Source organism: Arsenicicoccus sp. UBA2120 (assembly GCF_002330965.1).
Classification (GTDB): domain Bacteria; phylum Actinomycetota; class Actinomycetes; order Actinomycetales; family Dermatophilaceae; genus Arsenicicoccus; species Arsenicicoccus bolidensis.
In genome coordinates this window covers 1-17,094 of the sequence record NZ_DCYC01000037.1, presented here as the reverse complement: position 1 = coordinate 17,094, position 17,094 = coordinate 1, and the positions used below count along the sequence as shown (strand labels likewise).

General features: G+C 72.2%; 12 protein-coding genes and 2 tRNA genes. 6 read left to right on the top strand and 8 right to left on the bottom strand.

Features of this window, described 5'->3' with window-relative positions:
• Positions 1–914: antirestriction protein ArdA (locus B2P18_RS04820; RefSeq protein WP_286956232.1), on the top strand; the 914-nt coding region annotated here is incomplete at its 5' end.
• A gap of 2 nt (positions 915–916) precedes the next feature.
• Here B2P18_RS04820 and B2P18_RS04815 read toward each other — a convergent pair.
• A tRNA-Arg gene (locus B2P18_RS04815) sits at positions 917–989 on the bottom strand.
• A 70-nt stretch (positions 990–1,059) separates the two neighbouring features.
• Here B2P18_RS04815 and B2P18_RS04810 point away from each other — a divergent pair.
• The gene (locus B2P18_RS04810) at positions 1,060–1,776 is read left to right on the top strand and encodes a 4'-phosphopantetheinyl transferase family protein (RefSeq protein ID WP_019287750.1); all 717 of its coding nucleotides are present in this window, start codon (positions 1,060–1,062) and stop codon (positions 1,774–1,776) included.
• A gap of 218 nt (positions 1,777–1,994) precedes the next feature.
• Here B2P18_RS04810 and B2P18_RS04805 read toward each other — a convergent pair whose 3' ends face one another.
• From B2P18_RS04805 to B2P18_RS04795, 3 genes are read right to left on the bottom strand one after another with little or no spacing between them, the layout of a single operon-like run.
• Positions 1,995–3,338 (bottom strand): M1 family metallopeptidase, encoded by a 1,344-nt coding sequence (locus B2P18_RS04805; RefSeq protein ID WP_286956228.1) that lies wholly within the window; start codon positions 3,336–3,338, stop codon positions 1,995–1,997.
• Complete coding sequence (locus B2P18_RS04800; protein ID WP_286956225.1) at positions 3,335–7,213, bottom strand: Pls/PosA family non-ribosomal peptide synthetase; 3,879 nt, start codon at positions 7,211–7,213, stop codon at positions 3,335–3,337. Before B2P18_RS04800 ends, B2P18_RS04805 begins: the two co-directional genes overlap by 4 nt.
• Positions 7,214–7,267: 54 nt before the next feature.
• Positions 7,268–8,425, bottom strand: coding sequence for a PrsW family intramembrane metalloprotease (locus B2P18_RS04795; protein ID WP_286956221.1), 1,158 nt, complete (start codon positions 8,423–8,425; stop codon positions 7,268–7,270).
• A gap of 44 nt (positions 8,426–8,469) precedes the next feature.
• On the opposite strand from B2P18_RS04795, the gene orn reads away from it, so the two are divergent.
• Positions 8,470–9,114, top strand: a complete 645-nt coding sequence (orn, locus tag B2P18_RS04790; protein WP_286956217.1) for an oligoribonuclease — start codon at positions 8,470–8,472, stop codon at positions 9,112–9,114.
• A gap of 124 nt (positions 9,115–9,238) precedes the next feature.
• Positions 9,239–9,314 (top strand) — tRNA-His (locus tag B2P18_RS04785).
• 71 nt (positions 9,315–9,385) lie between these two features.
• Here B2P18_RS04785 and B2P18_RS04780 read toward each other — a convergent pair.
• Together B2P18_RS04780 and B2P18_RS04775 are read right to left on the bottom strand one after the other, a co-directional pair.
• Positions 9,386–10,819: a thioesterase domain-containing protein gene (locus B2P18_RS04780; protein WP_286956214.1), complete on the bottom strand. Its 1,434-nt coding sequence runs from the start codon at positions 10,817–10,819 to the stop codon at positions 9,386–9,388.
• Positions 10,816–11,172, bottom strand: a complete 357-nt coding sequence (locus B2P18_RS04775) for a hypothetical protein (protein WP_286956212.1) — start codon at positions 11,170–11,172, stop codon at positions 10,816–10,818. The genes B2P18_RS04780 and B2P18_RS04775 overlap by 4 nt, the downstream gene beginning before the upstream one ends.
• A gap of 168 nt (positions 11,173–11,340) precedes the next feature.
• Between B2P18_RS04775 and B2P18_RS04770 the strand changes: the two genes are divergently transcribed.
• Both B2P18_RS04770 and B2P18_RS04765 read left to right on the top strand, forming a co-directional pair.
• On the top strand, positions 11,341–12,018 hold the full coding sequence (locus B2P18_RS04770) for a copper resistance CopC family protein (protein WP_286956211.1): 678 nt from the start codon (positions 11,341–11,343) through the stop codon (positions 12,016–12,018).
• Positions 12,019–12,176: 158 nt separating this feature from the next.
• Positions 12,177–13,466 (top strand): glycosyltransferase family 2 protein, encoded by a 1,290-nt coding sequence (locus B2P18_RS04765; protein ID WP_286956209.1) that lies wholly within the window; start codon positions 12,177–12,179, stop codon positions 13,464–13,466.
• Between the two features lie 97 nt (positions 13,467–13,563).
• On the opposite strand, the gene B2P18_RS04760 is transcribed toward B2P18_RS04765, so the two are convergent.
• Together B2P18_RS04760 and B2P18_RS04755 are read right to left on the bottom strand one after the other, a co-directional pair.
• Positions 13,564–14,461 (bottom strand): IS5 family transposase gene (locus tag B2P18_RS04760; protein ID WP_286956207.1). Its coding sequence is split into 2 segments (ribosomal slippage): positions 13,564–14,109 and positions 14,111–14,461, totalling 897 coding nucleotides; the frame shifts between segments, so codons are not numbered across the junction.
• A gap of 427 nt (positions 14,462–14,888) precedes the next feature.
• On the bottom strand, positions 14,889–17,094 hold a 2,206-nt coding region (locus B2P18_RS04755), incomplete at its 5' end, for an RHS repeat-associated core domain-containing protein (protein ID WP_286956206.1).

Here is a 17,094-nt window from a genome sequence, read left to right as displayed (position 1 = left end):
ACGAGATCACAGAGACGGAGGCGAGGATGTCGGGCACCCCCCTCAGCGACAGCTACCGACACCGCCCCCAGCCGCTCCCCGAGGACGTCGCCGAGCTCAGCTGGATGCGCGAGCACCGCCGCACGGCCGCGTGGACCGACGCCGCCCTCGAGTCGGACCTGGCCGTCCACGGTCGTCCCGGTGCCGCCCTGTGCCACGTGATCGGTGAGCACCTGGAGCCGGAGGCAGAGTCTCCGCTCGGCGAGTTCGTGATCTACGACATCCTCGACCCGCACGCCGTCCTCGACCAGCTCCCCACCCTGCGCCCCTGCGGCCACGCCAGCTGGACCGAGGCCCTGCGGGGCTTCTGCGCGTCGGCGATCCGGGTCGGCTGGGTCGGGCGGGAGGCCGAGCGTCAACCTCGCCCCATGCTCTACGTCGCCCGGTCCGGGTGCAGCGTCGGCGAGTGGATCGACATGACCCGCCCCGAGCGCCAGGTCGAGCAGGCGCTCGGCTCGCTGCCCGGCGACCCCGCCGACACCCAGTGGCAGGTCCACGGCCGGATGGGTTTCTACCACGTCTATCCGATGGCGCAACCGGAGCTGTGGACCATGAACGCCGTCGCGCAGGGCATCGACCGGCACGGCGAGGCCTACGCTGCCTACGCCGAGATGACCTTCCAGCAGGGCATGTCCGAGCACGACTTCGAGGCGCGGTACCGCGGCCACGTCGCCACGCTGGAGGAGTTCGTCTTCGACCAGGCCGAGTCCCGCGGGTGGCTCGCGGCCCTGGCGACCCTCAACCGGGTCGACGGGCTGGCCGGCGCCGTGTCGCTGGACATGAGCCTGCTCACCCGCCAGGTCTTCTCGTCGGGCTACTCCTACGAGCCCGGCGCCGACGGCTATCACGTGTTCGGTCCGCCGGACCTGTCCTGAAGCGCCCCCAGCAGGACTCGAACCTGCAACCGTCGGATTAGAAGGCCGATGCTCTATCCGTTGAGCTATGGGGGCCGGCCATCCAGTCTAGTGGCCGGTCGCGCCGCTGCCTGCACCCCGTGACCTGCGGTGCGACGATGACCCCATGATCACCGGGGACGTCGAGGTCCACCTGGCCCACGTGGTCGACATACCCGCGCTGCGCGGGCTGCTCGACGACGACGAGCTGCGCCGCCTGGACGGGCTGCACCGGCCGGCGGACCGCGCTCGGCTCGTCACCTCGCACGCCCTCCTGCGCCTCGCCCTGGCCTCCCGCTGCGGCGTCGACGCCCTCGAGGTCGTGCTCGAGCGCCGTTGCCCCACCTGCGGATCCACCGAGCACGGCAAGGTGCTCGCCCCGGACCTGGACCAGCACGTCAGCCTCGGCCACGCCGGCGACCTCGTCGTGGTGGCCCTCTCCCCCACCGCCCCGGTCGGCGTGGACGTGGAGGTCGAGTCCGCCTGCGGCTTCGAGGGATTCGCCGAGGTGTCCCTGCACCCTGCCGAGGTCGAGGAGCTGGCGGAGCTGTCCGAGCGCGACGCCGACTGGGCGCGGGCGACCTGGTGGGTCCGCAAAGAGGCCGCCCTCAAGGCGACCGGCCACGGCATGACGATCGACCCGACGAGCGTGCGCGTGACCCCACCGACGGAGGAGCCGGCCCTGCTGGCCTGGCCCGAGTCTCCCTCCCCCACGGTGCATCTCGCGGACCTGAGGGTGCCAGGATCGTATGCCGCGGCCGTGGCCCTGCACGACGTGGACGACCGGGTCGCGGCGATCGACGTCACCCAGCTCGACGGCGACGAGCTCCTCCGCGTCGACTAGCTGCGCCCGTCCAACCTCCGTGCGATGGCAGCCGTGACAGGCGCACGCCGCCGTCGAGGTGCCACCCGCCCCAGCGGCGGGCACACGTGCTGCACATAGGGAGAGCGGTCGAGATCCACCTGTTGCGGCACAACGGAACTCACGTGGGAGACCGACCATAGTGCAGCAGTTGTGCACGCGCCGGCGAGTCGGCCGGACCCAGCCGACCGGCAGCAGCGTCAGCGGCGAGGGAGCTCGGGCAGGGTCGGCTGCTCGAGCCACGCCTTGAGCAGCGAGCGGGCGGTCGCTCCGCCATACCGCTGGGCGTGGGTCACGAACATGTCGGTGGTGACGACGGAGTGCAGGTGGTCGGCCACCCAGGACTGCACCAGCTCGCCGAAGACGCTGTCACCCACCGTGATCCGCAGCGCGTGCAGGGTCAGGGCGCCGCGCTTGTAGACGCGGTCGTCGAACATGTCGCGCGCCCCCGGGTCGGCGAGGACCAGGTCCTGCGGCTGACGCTTGAGGGACGCGTGCCAGCGGCGGGCGTGGGCGTCGGTGGACTGACCGCCGGCGTGCGGCGACCACAGCCACTCGGCGTAGCAGGCGAAGCCCTCGTTGAGCCAGATGTGCTGCCAGGTCGCGACGCCGACGGCGTTGCCGAACCACTGGTGCGCGAGCTCGTGCGCCACCAGCCGCTCCTCGGACCGGCGCCCGGTGCAGTGGTTGGCCCCGAACGTCGAGAACCCCTGCGACTCCAGCGGGATCTCGAGCGGGTCGTCCGTCACGACCACGTCGTAGGCGGGGAACGGGTAGGGCCCGAAGAGCTCGGTGAACACGGCCATCATCTGCGGCTGGCGCCCGAAGTCGTGCAGCGCCTCGGCCTTGAGCCGTGGCGGGACGTGCAGGGTCTGCGGGACGTCGGGGGCGTCGGCGATGCGCGCGGCGGTGTAAGCCCCGATCTGCACGCTCGCGAGGTAGGGCGCCATGGGCTCGCGCTGCTCGTAGGTCCAGCTGGTCCGCGATCCCCGCACGACCCGCTGCACCAGCACGCCGTTGGTGACGACGGTGTATGGCGAGTCGCAGGTCACCGTCGTCGCGTAGGTCGACTTGATGCCGGGGTGGTCGTTGCAGGGGAACCACGTGGGGGCGCCGTCGGGCTGGCCGGCGACGAGCACGCCCTCGGTCAGCTCCTCCCAGCCGACCTCGCCCCACAGGCTCCGGCTCGGGCGCGGGTTGCCCGACCACTGCACCTCGACCACGAGCACCGCCCCGGCGGAGACCTGACCCGGGAGCGTGACGGTGAGCCGGGCCGCGCGGTGGGCGTAGCGGGCTCGCTTGCCGTCCACCAGGACCTTGGCGACCGCCAGCGGGCCGGCGAGGTCGAGGGCCAGCCGGTCGATGCGGCGGGTGGGGCGCACGTGGATGCGGGCGCGCCCGGCCAGGCGGTTGCTCGCCACGCGGTAGTCGAGCTCCAGGTCGTAGTGGGCGACGGTGTAGCTCGTGTCGCCGTGCGCGGGGACGTAGGGGTCGGGCTCGAGCTCGGCCGAGGTGCGCGGGCGCGGCAGCGCGGGTGGCCTCATGCGGAGCCCGCCCAGGGGGCGATGGGGTTGCCGATCCAGCGGGTCCCGGCGGGCACCTGCTCGCCACGCAGCACGAGGGACGCCGGGCCGACGGTCGTGGACTCGCCGAGGCCGGCGGCAGGCAGGATCACGCCGTGCGGGCCCATGGTGGCGCCGGTGTCGAGGGTGACGGTGTCCATCTGCATGATCCGATCATGGAAGAGGTGGGTCTGCAGGACGCATCCACGGTTGACGCTCACCCCGTCTCGCAGGGTGACCAGGTCGGCCTCCGGCAGCCAGTAGCTCTCGCACCAGACGCCGTGCCCGATCCGGGCCCCGAGGGCGCGCAGCCAGACGTTGAGGACCGGCGTGCCGGTCGCGGCCCAGGCGAGCCAGGGGGCGGCCACCATCTCGACGAAGGTGTCGACGACCTCGTTGCGCCACACGAAGGTGCTCCACAGCGGGTGCTCCACGACGCGCAGCCGGCCGACGAGCAGCCACTTGACCGCGACGGTGATCGCGCCGGCCAGCACCCCGGTCAGCAGCAGCACCACACCGGCGAGCAGGGCGGCGGCCCACCAGCCGACCTGCACCCACAGGACCTCGAGGGTCGCCACCACGAGCACCGCGAGGGCGATCGTGCACATGACGGGTATGACGCGGCACAGCTCCACCAGGGCGCGGGCGACCTTGAGCCCGGGGGTGGGGTGGTAGGTCCGCGACAGGTCGTGGTCGGTGGCCTGCCGCTGCAGGCGCACCGGCGGGCTCCCCAGCCACGACGAGCCCGACTTGGACTTGGCGGGAGCGGCAGAGAGGACGGCGACCAGGCCGTTCTTGGGGACGCTGCGCCCCGGCGCGGCCATGCCCGAGTTGCCGAGGAAGGCCCGCTTGCCGACCTTGGCCCGCTCGATGTGCACCCAGCCGCCGCCGAGCTCGTAGGACGCGATCATCGTGTCGTCGGCCAGGAAGGCGCCCTCCCCCACCCGGGTCATCGCGGGCAGCAGCAGGACGGTGGAGGCCTCGACGTTCTTGCCGACGCGGGCGCCCAGCAGCCGCAGCCACACCGGGGTGAACAGGCTGGCGTAGATGGGGAACAGCTGGGTGCGCGCGCTGTCGAGGAGGCGCTCGGTGGCCCACACCTGCCAGCCGATGCGGGACCGGACGGGGTGGTAGCCGGGGCGCAGCCCCAGACCCAGCAGCCGCACGCAGACCAGCGTCAGCAGCATGAGGGTGAGCATCGCGACCACGGTGGCCGGTGGCGTCCACACGAGGGCCCGCAGCAGGGCCTCGGACAGCGTCGGCGCGTCGTGGACGGCCCAGAGCACCAGCGCGGCGGCTGGCACGACGGCGAGGGTGGGGACGAGGCCGAGCAGGACCGAGCTCACGGCATACGCCGTCAGCCAGGCACGCGACTGGGCCGGACGCTCGGTGGGCCAGGTCGGGCGCGCCCGGCCGACCTTGGTGGCGGGCGAGCCCGCCCACAGCTCGCCGTCGGGCACGACCCCGGTGACATAGGACCCGGGCAGCACCTCGGCGTCGCGGCCCACGACTGCGCCGGGCCCGAGGGTGGAACGGCCTCCGACGACCGCGCCAGGGCGAACCGTGACCTGCCCGACGTGCAGGACGTCACCGTCGAGCCAGTGCCCGGCGAGATCGACCTCGGGCTCGATCGAGGCACCGCGACCGAGCGACAGGAGGCCGGTGATGGGAGGCAGGGTGTGCAGGTCGGCGTCGCGGCCGATCTTGGCGCCGAGGGCGCGGGCGTAGTAGACGATCCACGGCGCACCGGCCATCGTCACGGCGCCGACGGCCTCGGCCAGCCGCTCGGCGGCCCACAGGCGCAGGTGCACCGAGCCGCCGCGGGGGTAGCTGCCGGGGCGGACTCCGCGCAGGAGCAGGCGGGCCCCGACGACCGTGATGCCCATCCGCCCGACGGGCGTCAGCAGCAGGAACCAGCCGAGCAGGACGGCCCACCACGGGGCGGTGGGCGCCCAGGGGATGTCCCAGACCAGGGCGGCGACGGAGTTGGCGGCGGCGACCCCCACCAGCCACTGCAGCCCCGTGACCGTCGACAGGGGTATGCCGAGAAGCAGCTGCACGAGCTGGGCCCGCCGGGGCACGGGGGTCACGGTGCGCGGTGGGGTGTCGTCGGCGCGCAGGCGCGCCGCCATGACGTCGAGGTAGGACGCCTGGTCCGCGAGGCGCGGGTGGGCGTAGGCGTCGGCGACCGTCATCTCGGGGTGGGTCGAGCGCAGGACCGAGACCAGCTGCGCGGTGGTGAGGCTGGACCCGCCGAGGCCGAAGAAGTCGTCGTCCGGGCTGGTCACGGGTGAGCCGAGCACCGAGGACCACTGCTCGGCGAGCCAGGCCGTGGTGCCGGTCAGCTCGCTCGTGCCGCCCGGAGCGCCCGGGGCGCTCGGCGCGAGGTCGGGCAGCGGCCAGGGCAGGGCGTCCCGGTCGACCTTGCCGGAGGTCTTGGTGGGGAGGGTGTCGACGACGGCGATGAGGGGCACCAGCGCGGCGGGCAGGACGCTCGCGAGCTCGCTGCGGGCCTGGGCGCGGTCGAAGCCGTCGGGGTCGTTCGGCACGGCGTAGCCGACGAGGATCTGGTTGCCCGCGTCGGTGGTGCGGACCGCGGCGGCGGCGCCGGCCACCTCGGGCAGCGCCTGCAGGGCCGCGTCGACCTCGCCGAGCTCGATGCGGCGGCCCCCGAGCTTGACCTGCTCGTCGGCGCGGCCCATGAAGATCAGGCCGTCGGGCTCGTAGCGGACGAGGTCGCCCGAGCGGTAGGCGCGGTCCCAGCCGAGCAGGGGCAGGGGGGCGTACTTCTCGGCGTCCTTGGCCGGGTCGAGGTAGCGGGCCAGGCCGACGCCGCCGATGATCAGCTCGCCGACCTCGCCCTCGGCGACGAGCTCGCCGTCCCTGACGATCGCGAGCTGCCAGCCGTCGAGGGGCAGGCCGATCGAGACGGCACCCTCGCCGGTCATCCGCGCACCGCACGCGACGACCGTGGCCTCGGTTGGACCGTAGGTGTTCCACACCTCACGGCCGGGGCGCACCAGCCGCTCGGCCAGCTCGGGCGGGCAGGCCTCGCCGCCGAAGATGAGCAGCCGCACGGCGTCCAGGCTCGCGGCGGGCCACAGCGCCGCGAGCGTCGGGACCGTCGAGACGATGGTGATCCCGCGCTCGACGAGCCAGGGGCCGAGGTCCATGCCCGTGCGGACGAGGGCACGCGGTGCGGGCACGAGGCAGGCGCCGTGGCCCCACGCGAGCCACATCTCCTCGCAGCTGGCGTCGAAGGCGACGGACAGGCCGGCGAGGACCCGGTCGCCCGGGCCCTGGGGTGCGTCCTGGAGGAACATGCGTCCCTCCGCGTCGACGAAGGCCGCCGCGCTGCGGTGGGTCACCGCCACGCCCTTGGGGGTGCCGGTGGACCCGGAGGTGAAGATCACCCACGCGTCGTCGTCCGGCGTGGGACGTCCGCGCTGGTCGGCGGGCCGGTCGGCCTCGAGGTCGAGCAGCTGCAGCCGCAGGCCCGCGCCGACCACCGCGACCGCCCCCGCCTCGGAGAAGACGAGCTCGGCCCGCTCGATCGGGTCGTCGGCGTCGACCGGGACGTAGGCCGCCCCGGCGAGCAGGATCGCCACGATCGCGACGTAGAGGTCGCAGGTGCCCGACGGGACGCGCACCCCGACCTTGTCGCCGCGGCGCACTCCCTCGTCGCGCAGCCGGTCGGCGAGCCGCGAGGCGGCGGTGCGCAGCTCGGCATACGACAGGACCGTCGTGCCGTCGTCCAGGGCCGGTGCGTCGGGGTGGTCCCGGACGACCTCGTCGAGGAGGTCGACCAGGGTGCGCTCGGGCGGCGTGCTGCCGCCGCTCAGCTGTGCCGTTGCCACGTATGACGTCCCTGCTCTGCTCCCTGACCGCGACGCGGACCGACGGCCCAGACCTTACAGGGCGCGCGAGCCGACGAACCGCGACCGACACTCCATCATGGTGGCCAGCAGGTGACGTTCCAGTGCGAGCACGCCGTCGTCGACGTCGCCGAGCTCCATGCGGTGCCGCAGCATCGCGAGGTCGCTGGCCGCGTCCTGGAACCGGTCCATGGCCGCCTGGCTACGGCGGCCCCCGATGCCGCGCGCCCACTCCCGGGCCTGGCGCCGCGCCGGAACGGAGGAGAGCATGGCGACCTCCGTCGGGGCCAACCACCCGGCCCTGGCGTAGCGCGTCAGCTCGACCGAGATGATCCGTGCCTCCCGGCGCCGGGCCCACACGGCCAGGGCCACGAACGCCGCGAAGAAGGGCACCTGCAGGAGGACATAACCCGTGAGGAAGCCCTCGAGGCCGGCCACGGCGGAGAGGTTCCAGGCGGCGTGCAGCGCCACCGCGACGGCCCACCCGGCCACCGGCGCGACCAGGCGCAGGGGGCCGCGCCTGCGGTAGACCGCGACCCCTATCCCTACCCCCGTGCAGCACGTGAAGATCGGGTGCGCGAACGGGCCGACGACGCCTCGCAGGACGAACGTCGCGACGAGGCCGGCGCCTCCCGCCTCGTTGAAGGCGCGGCCGAGGTAGAGGATGTTCTCGCCGAACGCGAAGCCGCCCGCGACCAGGCCGGCGTAGACGAGGCCGTCGACCACGCCGTCGAACTCGCGGCGCTGCAGCCACAGGATGACCAGCACGCCCAGCCCCTTGGCGCTCTCCTCGACCACCGGCGCCACGACGACGGCGCCCAGCGAGGTCGGGTCGGTCCCGGTGGCACCGGCGATGATCGCCATCGTGCCCGTGTTGGCGACCAGCGCCACGGCCGTGGCGACCACCGCACCCCACGCGAAGGCCAGCACCAGCATCCGGCGCGGCTCGCTCTCGAGCCGGTCGATCCACAGGAACGCCGGCACCACCACCCCGACGGGGAGGGCGGCGAAGACGAGACCGAGCAGCCCGGCGCCGACGCCGGTGGAGATGCCGACCGCGCCGAGGAGCACGAGCGAGCACAGCCCGAAGCCGATCATGAGCAGACCCACCATGAGCCAGCGGCGCAGCGTCGCCCGCCGAGGGGGGACGGCTGCGGCCATGGACAGCGGGGGTCCCCCGGGCGACCGACTCATGCCTGCAGGCTAGCCGTCCGGGTGAGGTGGCTACAGTGGGGCGGGTGACTAGCGCTGGCACCGACAAGGCCCTGACCGACCGGATCGTCTGGATCGACTGCGAGATGACCGGGCTGTCGCTCGAGCACGACGCGCTCATCGAGGTGGCCGCGCTGGTCACGGACTTCGAGCTCAACCAGCTCGGCGACGGTGTCGACGTGATCATCCGCCCGGAGCAGGCGGCCCTGGACCAGATGAACGACTTCGTGCGCGAGATGCACACGACGAGCGGGCTGCTCGCCGAGCTGGACTCCGGGGTGACGATGGCGGAGGCGCAGACCCGCGTCCTGGACTACGTGCGCGAGTGGGTCCCCGAGCCCGGCAAGGCCCCGCTCGGGGGCAACACCGTCGCGACCGACCGCGGCTTCCTCGCCCGGGACATGGCCGAGCTCGAGTCCTACCTGCACTACCGGATCGTCGACGTCTCCTCGATCAAGGAGCTGTCCCGGCGGTGGTACCCGCGGGTGTACTTCAACTCCCCCAAGAAGGTCGGTGGGCACCGCGCGCTGGCCGACATCACCGAGTCGATCGCCGAGCTGCGCTACTACCGCGAGGCGATGTTCGTGCCGCAGCCCGGGCCCACGACCGACCAGGCGCGGGGGATCGCGGCGAAACACGAGGGCGGGGGCGGCGGCTCCCCCCGGGCCTGAGCGCCCTGGTCCGTCCCGGGCCGCCCCGGGCCGAACGTCGGTCCTAACGTGGTCGGAAGCACCTCAGATCCACGGTAGTATGGTCCGCGCTGCTCGACGCGGGCGACCGTGGTCGAGGTGCATGGTGGGTGTAGCTCAGCTGGTAGAGCACCTGGTTGTGGTCCAGGTGGCCGCGGGTTCAAGTCCCGTCACTCACCCCAGTCGATGCGAGGCCCCGGACCGTGACGGTCCGGGGCCTCTCGGCTGCCTGCCCGAACCGCGCCCTCGCGGCTCACCATCGCCGGTCGGCGGTGATGCGGACGTGGGTGGTCTCCATCGACGCCGCTGCCCCGTCCTCGTTGAGCACGCCGACCGCACGCATCTCGCTGACCACGCGAGCCAGCGAGGGGTCCGTGGCGGCGAGCTCGTCGACCTCGTCGGCCGCCCGGGCGTAGGTCCGCAGGTCGTGGTTGGGGCCCGTGCCCGCGAGACCGCTGTCGAACCGCACCGTCACCCGCCGCGCGCGGTCGCCGTTGGCGCGCCCGTCGAGCTTGGTGACGACGTCCCGGTCGCCGTCGAGCGCCAGCGTGGTCACGCCGCGCGGCTGCCGCAGGTGGGCGATCGGCGCCGCCACCGCGAGCACGTGCGTCACGCGGTAGCCCTGGCTGCGCAACCGGGCGGCGGCCACCACCGCGGCCATGCCGCCCTGCGAGTGCCCCGCCAGCGCGATCGGCACGTCCTTGGGCACGCCCGCCGCCACCACGGCCGCTTCGACGCCACGGGCGTAGGCGGTGGCCTCCCCACCCATCAGGCCCACGTTGCCGCCGAGGTCTCGGACCTGGTCCGTCTCCTCCCCCGGCAGGCTCCAGGCGTCGGTGCCCGGGACGTCGACGAGCACCGCCTGCCGGTCCGTCCCGTCCTGCCGGCTGGTGATGCGCCGCACCGCGATCGTGCCGTCCTCGCGCGCGTTGGTCTCGGCGAGGCCCCGCACCACGTCGGCGGTGCGTCCAGGCGCCGGCCCGACCGACACGGGCCCGGCGGCCACCAGGACGGGTTCGCCGTCGACCCACAGCGGCGCGGCGGCGTGCGCGACCACCGCGACCGGGGACAGCTCCGCGTGCTCCCCCAGGACCTCCTCGCCCTGGGCGAGACGGGCGACCGCGACCCAAGGGGCAGATAGGGCAGCGGCACCGTTGATCCGGTGCTCCAGCTCCCCCGCGTGGTCAGCGGCCCACCGGTCGGCCGCCTCCCGGGGTGAGAGCGGCTCCCCGGCCCGCAGTGACTCCGTCAGGTAGGCCTCCCCCACCGACCGGGTCGTGCCCACCGGGTCACGGACGACGCCCTCGACCGCGAGGACCACGCCGGCCGCGTCGCGGGCGTCCCACAGGGCGGTGTTGGCGACCTCGGCCAGGTCGTAGCCGCTCGCCGCCGTGACGAGGGCGTTGCCGACGACCCGCGCGCCACCCGCGACGACGAGCGGGGAGAACGGGCCGATCAGCGACCGCTGCAGCGCCGCGGCGGCCCCCAGCGCGGTGGCCGGGGAGAGGACAGCCGTCGCGTCGACCGCGAGACCCGCGCCTGCCAGGGCGCCCGCGACGCCCAGCTCGTCGAGATCGGCGCCCACGCCCCGGCACAGCACGCCCAGCATCTGCACGTCGTCCACGACCACCCTGATGCCGCCGGCGCCGCCGTCGACGCCCGTGATCCGGGGCCCGTCCCCAGTCACCGGAGGCCCACCAGGCCCGTGCCCACCGGCTCGTCACGCAACACCCGGCGCACCGCCTCGGCCCCCTGGTCGGCGGCGTCGTGGACGGCGGCCGCGGTCGAGACGAGCTCGGCCCAGGCGGCGGAGACCGCCATACCGTGCGCTCTGACCGCGACCGCCGCCTCCTGCACCTGCTCGGACCCCGCGCGCAGACCGGCGACGAGGTCGTCGACCCGGTCCCGGGCGGCCTGGGCGGCCGGGGACTGCCAGTCCACCCCCGCGGCCGCCTGCGCGAGCCGCTCCGCCGCCCGCCCCATGCCCGCCGCGTGCTGCTCCAGCACCGCCGCGCACGCCACGACCTGACCACCGTCCATGCTCACCTCCGCCGCCGCGCCGTCCTCCCATGGACGGCCCTGGCGAGGATGCTAGGAAGGACCTGCACCACCCCGGGACGCGCCCGCTCTGCCTGGGGACCACGCCGACCGGATCGCGACGACCTGTGGACAACTCGGCCGCGAGACGGGTCCAGACCGGAAGGAACCATGCCCACCCACGTCAGCCCAGCCCGCCACGTCGCCCTGCCGCTGCTGATCCTCCTCACCGCAGCGCTCGCCCTGCTCGGTGCCGGGCCTGCGTCCGCGCACTCGGCCCTCGTGTCCGCCGACCCCGCCGACGGAAGCACCCTGCGCACCGCACCGACGGCGGTGACCCTGACCTTCAACGAGGACGTCAAGGGACAGTTCAGCAAGGTCATCGTCACCGACCCCGAGGGTCGCCAGGTCGCCGAGGCAGCCACGGTCGCCGGCCCCGTGGTCAGCGCCCGGCTCCCTGCCGGGCTGGTCGACGGCCGCTACCGCGTCGTCTACAGCGTCGTCAGCGCCGACACCCACCGGATCGCCGGCGAGCTGCACTTCACGCTCGCGACGTCCGGGGCCACCGGTGCTCCCACGTCCACCACGTCCACCACGCCCACCTCGTCCCCCGCGACGACGAGCGCGCCCGCCTCGTCGAGCCCCACGTCGACCGGCCCCACGTCGACCAGCCCCGCGACGACGAGCCCGACCGCCCAGCCCGCGAGCCCGTCGGCCTCCGCCTCCTCGGGTGGCAGCTCCCCGTGGCCGTGGGTCGGCCTGGCCCTCGTCCTCGCCGTAGGGGGGCTGGTGAGCCTGAGCCGCCTGACCCGACGTCGCCGCGCCGACGACGGGGGTGGCCGCCGCTGACCGAGCGTGGTCGTCGTCCGCCACCCGGGGGGCTCTGAGCTGCCTCGCCCAGGCCAACCCTCCCCTGCCCTCGGGTGAGCAAGGCATGGTCTGTCCATCGCCGCCGTGCGCCCGGGCCGTCCGGCATGGTCTCGGCGGCGGGACCGAGGCGGTGACGGATGACCGGTCTGGTGCTGGCCGTGCTGGTCGTGGGCATCTCCACGACGGTGTGGTCGTTGGTCGGTGTCGGCCGTCTGGTGGCCGGGCGACGCAGGACGACCAGCCGCACGCACCAGGGGTCCCACCGTGCGCACACGGACCCGCCGGGCCTGGACCAGGTGGCGGTCCTCGTGGCCGCGCACGACGAGGAGCTCGTGATCGAGCAGACCATCCGCAGCGCCTCGGCCCTGGTCCCGCCCCAGCAGATCCACATCGTCAGCGACGGCTCCCACGACCGCACCGCGGAGCTCGCCCGGGCCTGCGGCGTCAACGTCCTGGACCTGCACCCCAACCGCGGGAAGGCCGGCGCCCTCGCCGCCGGCATCGAGCACTTCGGCCTCTGCGACCGCTACGAGGTCGTGATGCTGCTCGACGCCGACACCCAGCCGGCCGACGACTACCTGTCCACCGCGCTGCCGCACCTCGCCGACCCCGACGTGGTGGCCGTCGCCGGGCGCGCCCGGACCCTGTTCGACCCGCCTTCCCCCACCCTGCTCGGGCGCCTCCTCGTCGCCTACCGCGAGCGCCTCTACGTCGCCGTGCAGCTGCTCCTCAAGTACGGCCAGGCCGCGCGCGCGGCCAACGCCGTGCCCATCGTCCCCGGCTTTGCCAGCCTCTATCGCACCAGCGCCCTGCGCGAGATCGACGTGGTGGCACCGGGACTGGTGATCGAGGACTTCAACATGACCTTCGAGGTGCATCGCAAGGGCCTCGGCCGCATCGACTTCCACCCGCAGTCCGCGACGGCCTACACGCAGGACCCCGACCGGTTGCGGGACTACCGCCACCAGATGCGCCGGTGGATGCTCGGCTTCTGGCAGACGGTGCGCCTGCACGGACTGCACCGCGGTGTGTTCTGGACGGCGCTGGGCGCCTTCGTGGTGGAGGTGGTGGTCGCGTCCCTCGTGTGGCTGCTCGTCGTCCCCCTGCTGGCGTGCAGCCTGCTGGCGAGCGCGCTCGCCGGTGCCGTCGCCGGTCCTCCCGGGTGGCTCGTCTGGCTCGGTGGCCTCCTCACGGTCAAGGACGTGCTGCTAGGGGTGCTGCTCCCGGACCTGATCCTGTCGGTCCTGGCCGCGGTCAGCACCCGTCGAGCGTCCTACCTGCTGTATGCCGTGGCCTTCCCCCTCCTGCGGATCCTCGATGCGGCCCTGTGCCTGACCGCGCTGGGTCGCGCCTGGGCCGCTCCGTCCACCGGCCGATGGGTCAGCCCCGCCCGCCGCCAGGTCATGGGTGCCTCGACACGACGCTGACCGTGAGCCGAGCGCGACCGTCCGTCACCGGTGCGTCGCCGCAGGCACCCCCCTGGGGGACGGCGGTCGTGGAATCGTCCCTAGTGAGGTCGGTCCCCTAGGGCGTGTCTCTCAATTCTGGTAGCCAGAGGGTGATGGCGCGTAGGAGGATGCCGGCGCGGTAGGTGATGGCGAGCTTGTCGTAGCGGGTCGCGAGGCCTCGCCATTGCTTGATGCGTTGGAAGCCGTTCTCGATGACGTGGCGTTTGGCGTACAGGTGCGGGTCGGTCTTCGGGGGACGCCCACCGGCCGAGCCGCGGCGTTTGCGGTTGGCCTGCTGGTCGCGGGGCTCGGCGATCACGGCCGTGATTCCCCGTGCGCGCAGCAGCGCGCGGTGGGCTCGGGAGGAGTACGCCTTGTCGGCCATCACCGCGTCCGGTGTCGTGCGGGGGCGACCCGGGCCTGGGCGCGGGATCCGCAAAGCGGCAAGCAGGTTCGCGAACATCGTCGAGTCGCTGCCCTGACCGGGACCGAGCAGCACCACGATCGGGCGGCCCTTGCCGTCGCACAGCTGGTGGACCTTCGTGGACAGGCCTCCGCGGGACCTGCCGACGGCGTGGTCAGCCGGCTCGGTGAGCAGATTCTTGTGATTCGACAGAGCCCCCCGCGAGGCGGGTGGTGTTCGTCGCGTGCTGGTGAGCTCGCCCGATCGTGGAGTCGACCGCGGTGTCCCAGTCGATCACCCCCGCGGCATCCGCGCGCACGAGCAGCGCGGTCAGGACCCGGTCCCAGGTCCCGTCCCCCGCGAACCGGCGGTGTCGCTTCCACACGGTCTGCCAGGGGCCGAACTCGCCCGGCAGGTCCCGCCACGCGATCCCGGTCCGGTACCGGTAGATGATCCCCTCGACAACGACGCGGTGATCACGAAAACGCCTGCCCCGCTTGCCATCCGAGCTCGGCATGAACGGTTCGATCAGCTCCCACTCATCATCCGAGAGCACCTGCATCCGCGACATGGCACCAAGAATCGCGGGTCACCACGCACACCTTTGGGAGACACGCCCTAGGCACACCACGGCATGTCGCCTAGATTTCGGACATGTCCAGCTTTACTCCAATGAACCCCGCTGATGACTTCGCTGATCGAGGCGCTGGGAGCAGCGCAAGACGACCCGAAGCCGGGGCGGCCACCACGACCCAGAAGGAGCAACTCGCGATGTCTACCGTTACGAGAGTCACCCTCGTTCAGAGTCTTCCCTTCGCTGTTTGAGCAGAGCCACCCTTAGGAAGTAGAGGCTGGCAGTTACAGAGATCGCTCCTGCAATCAGCCACCCCCAGGTGTCGGTGTAAAGATAGGCATAGAGAAATATGCCGAATAGAACCGCGCAGCTGAAGAACGGCAGAAGACGCCGGTAAAACCGTAAGGTCCTGTTCTTCTGATAGCTATCCACACGACTCCCTAACTGAATCAATGGACAGAGCCAGGCCACCCGCCGACAGCACGAAACCGACACCTGAAGCATACGCGCCGACGCTCGAAAGACCACCTGTGACGGGAGTGCCAAGGGCGAATACTCCCACGCCGATGGCGCTGGCGACCATCCCCCCGGCACCTATGGCCGCTCCGACCATAGCCTTGGTGCATGACTCACCGGTGGGGTCGGTGGCGTTGCATGGGTTAGCGCCTGCGTACAGGTAGGGGTTGGCTTCCTTGGCGGCGGTGTCGGGTTGGGTGAAGCGGCCGGTGCCGGGGTCGTACCAGCGGGTGTCGGTGCGGTAGAGGCCGGTGGCGTCGTCGTAGAGAAGGCCGTGGAACTGGATACGGTTGGCCTTGGTGCCGCCGTCGTAGTGCTCGTCGGCGACGCGCCATTCCCCGTAGGGGGAGTATCGGTAGATCGCGGCTTCGAGGCCGTGGTCACCGGTCGCGGTGCTGGTGACCGAGCCCTGCCGGTCAGTCAGGTAGTAAAGGCCGGGGTCGGTCTTCCAGTCCCCGCCGTTGGCGACCCACTTGTACGCCAGGGGCTTGCCCGAAGGGTGCAGCAGGTACTTGGTGGTACCCGAGGACTCGGTAACGGTGGTGTCCAGCCCGATCGGGGATCGCTGCTGGGTGGAACCGTGGTTCCACCACATCAGGTTGCCCTGGTCGCTGTGCTGAACGTAGCCGTACTCGTACCGGTCACTGCCATGGGTGGTCATCGCGGTGGCCACGTTGTCAGCGGTCCACTCACTGCTGCGGTTGGGCACCCCGACGCCGGTGTCTCCAGGCGCGGTGAGCTCGTTGCCGTCGGCGTCGTAGGAGAACTTGCTGGCGTCACCGTTGAGGGTGGTCAGCTGGTCCGCGGTGTTGTACCCGTAGCTGGTGGTGCCGGGCTGCGCGTTGTACCCCAGGCTTCCCGTCCGGGTCTGGCTGGTGCGGTTGCCGTTCTTGTCATACGCGTAGGCGTACGACGCCGACGCGGCGCCCGCGGGGGTCTTCTCCGTCGCGCTGGTCAGTCGCTTGAGGGAGTCATAGCCGTAGCTGGTGACCGCGCCCTTGGGGATGGCCGTGGCGCCATTAGCGGCGTAGCCCACGTTGTCGGTCATGGTCTGCACCTGGGTGCGGTCCCCACCGCCCGTGGCGGTGTACGTGTAGGCGAAGTCGTTCAAGACTGCCTGGTTCGGAGAGCCGGCCTTGGTGCGAGTCACCCGGGAGGAGTTGTCGTAGGTGATGTCCTGGACGACGTTGGCGGGCATGACCCGCTTGTTCTCCAGGCCGTTCGCGTTATAGCCGAACTTGACGCACCCGGCCTGCGAGGCGAGGTCCTGGCTGCAGGTGGCGCCGGGGAACCCGGCCGTGGTGACCTGGTTCGCGGCGTCGTAGGTGTACGTGGTGGCGTTACCGTCAGGGTCGGTGGAGGTGGTGACGTTCCCGGCCGGGTCATAGCCCACGGTCGAGGGGTTCGCGTGCGCCGGGGTCTTCATCGACACCAGCCGGTTCAGCGCGTCATAGCCCATGGTGGACTGGTTGTAGGTGACATTGCCGTCGGCGTCGTAGGTCAGATAGTTCGTCCACGGGTTCCCCGCGGGGGTGTCCGGGATGGTGTAGCTCACCTTCCGGTCCTGGTTGTCCCAGGTGTACGTGATCCGGTGGCCGCGGCCGTTGATCGAGGCCGTCATCCGGCCCAGGGAGTCGTACTCGAAGGTCTGGACTCCCAGCGGGGACGGTGGCGTGACCTTGGTCAGGTCACCGTTCGCGTTGTACGTGTACCGGGTGACGTTGCCGTTGCCCTTGGTGATGGTGCACAGCTGGCCCGCGAACGGGGAGCAGTTCTTCGTGTTGTCCGTCGAGCCGGGCACGCTCCACGTGTACTTCAATGCAGCCCCGCCGGTGGCGGTGGTGTCGGTCTTGCTGGTCAGGTTCCCGACGGCGTCGTAGGTCATCGAGGTCTTGTTGCCCGCGTCGTCGGTGAGGCACTTGGGCCGGTCCGGGTTGGCCGAGTCGGTGGATCCGCATGCCCCGCCTGTGGTGTACACCGCCGACGTCATGGCACCGGTGGGGATCTGCACCTGGGTCGGATTGTTCGCCGTGTCCCACGTGTACTTGGTGATGTTGCCACCCGCAGCGCCAGCACCCATCGCGTCGGTCGTCGTCGCGATCATCGAGTTCGCC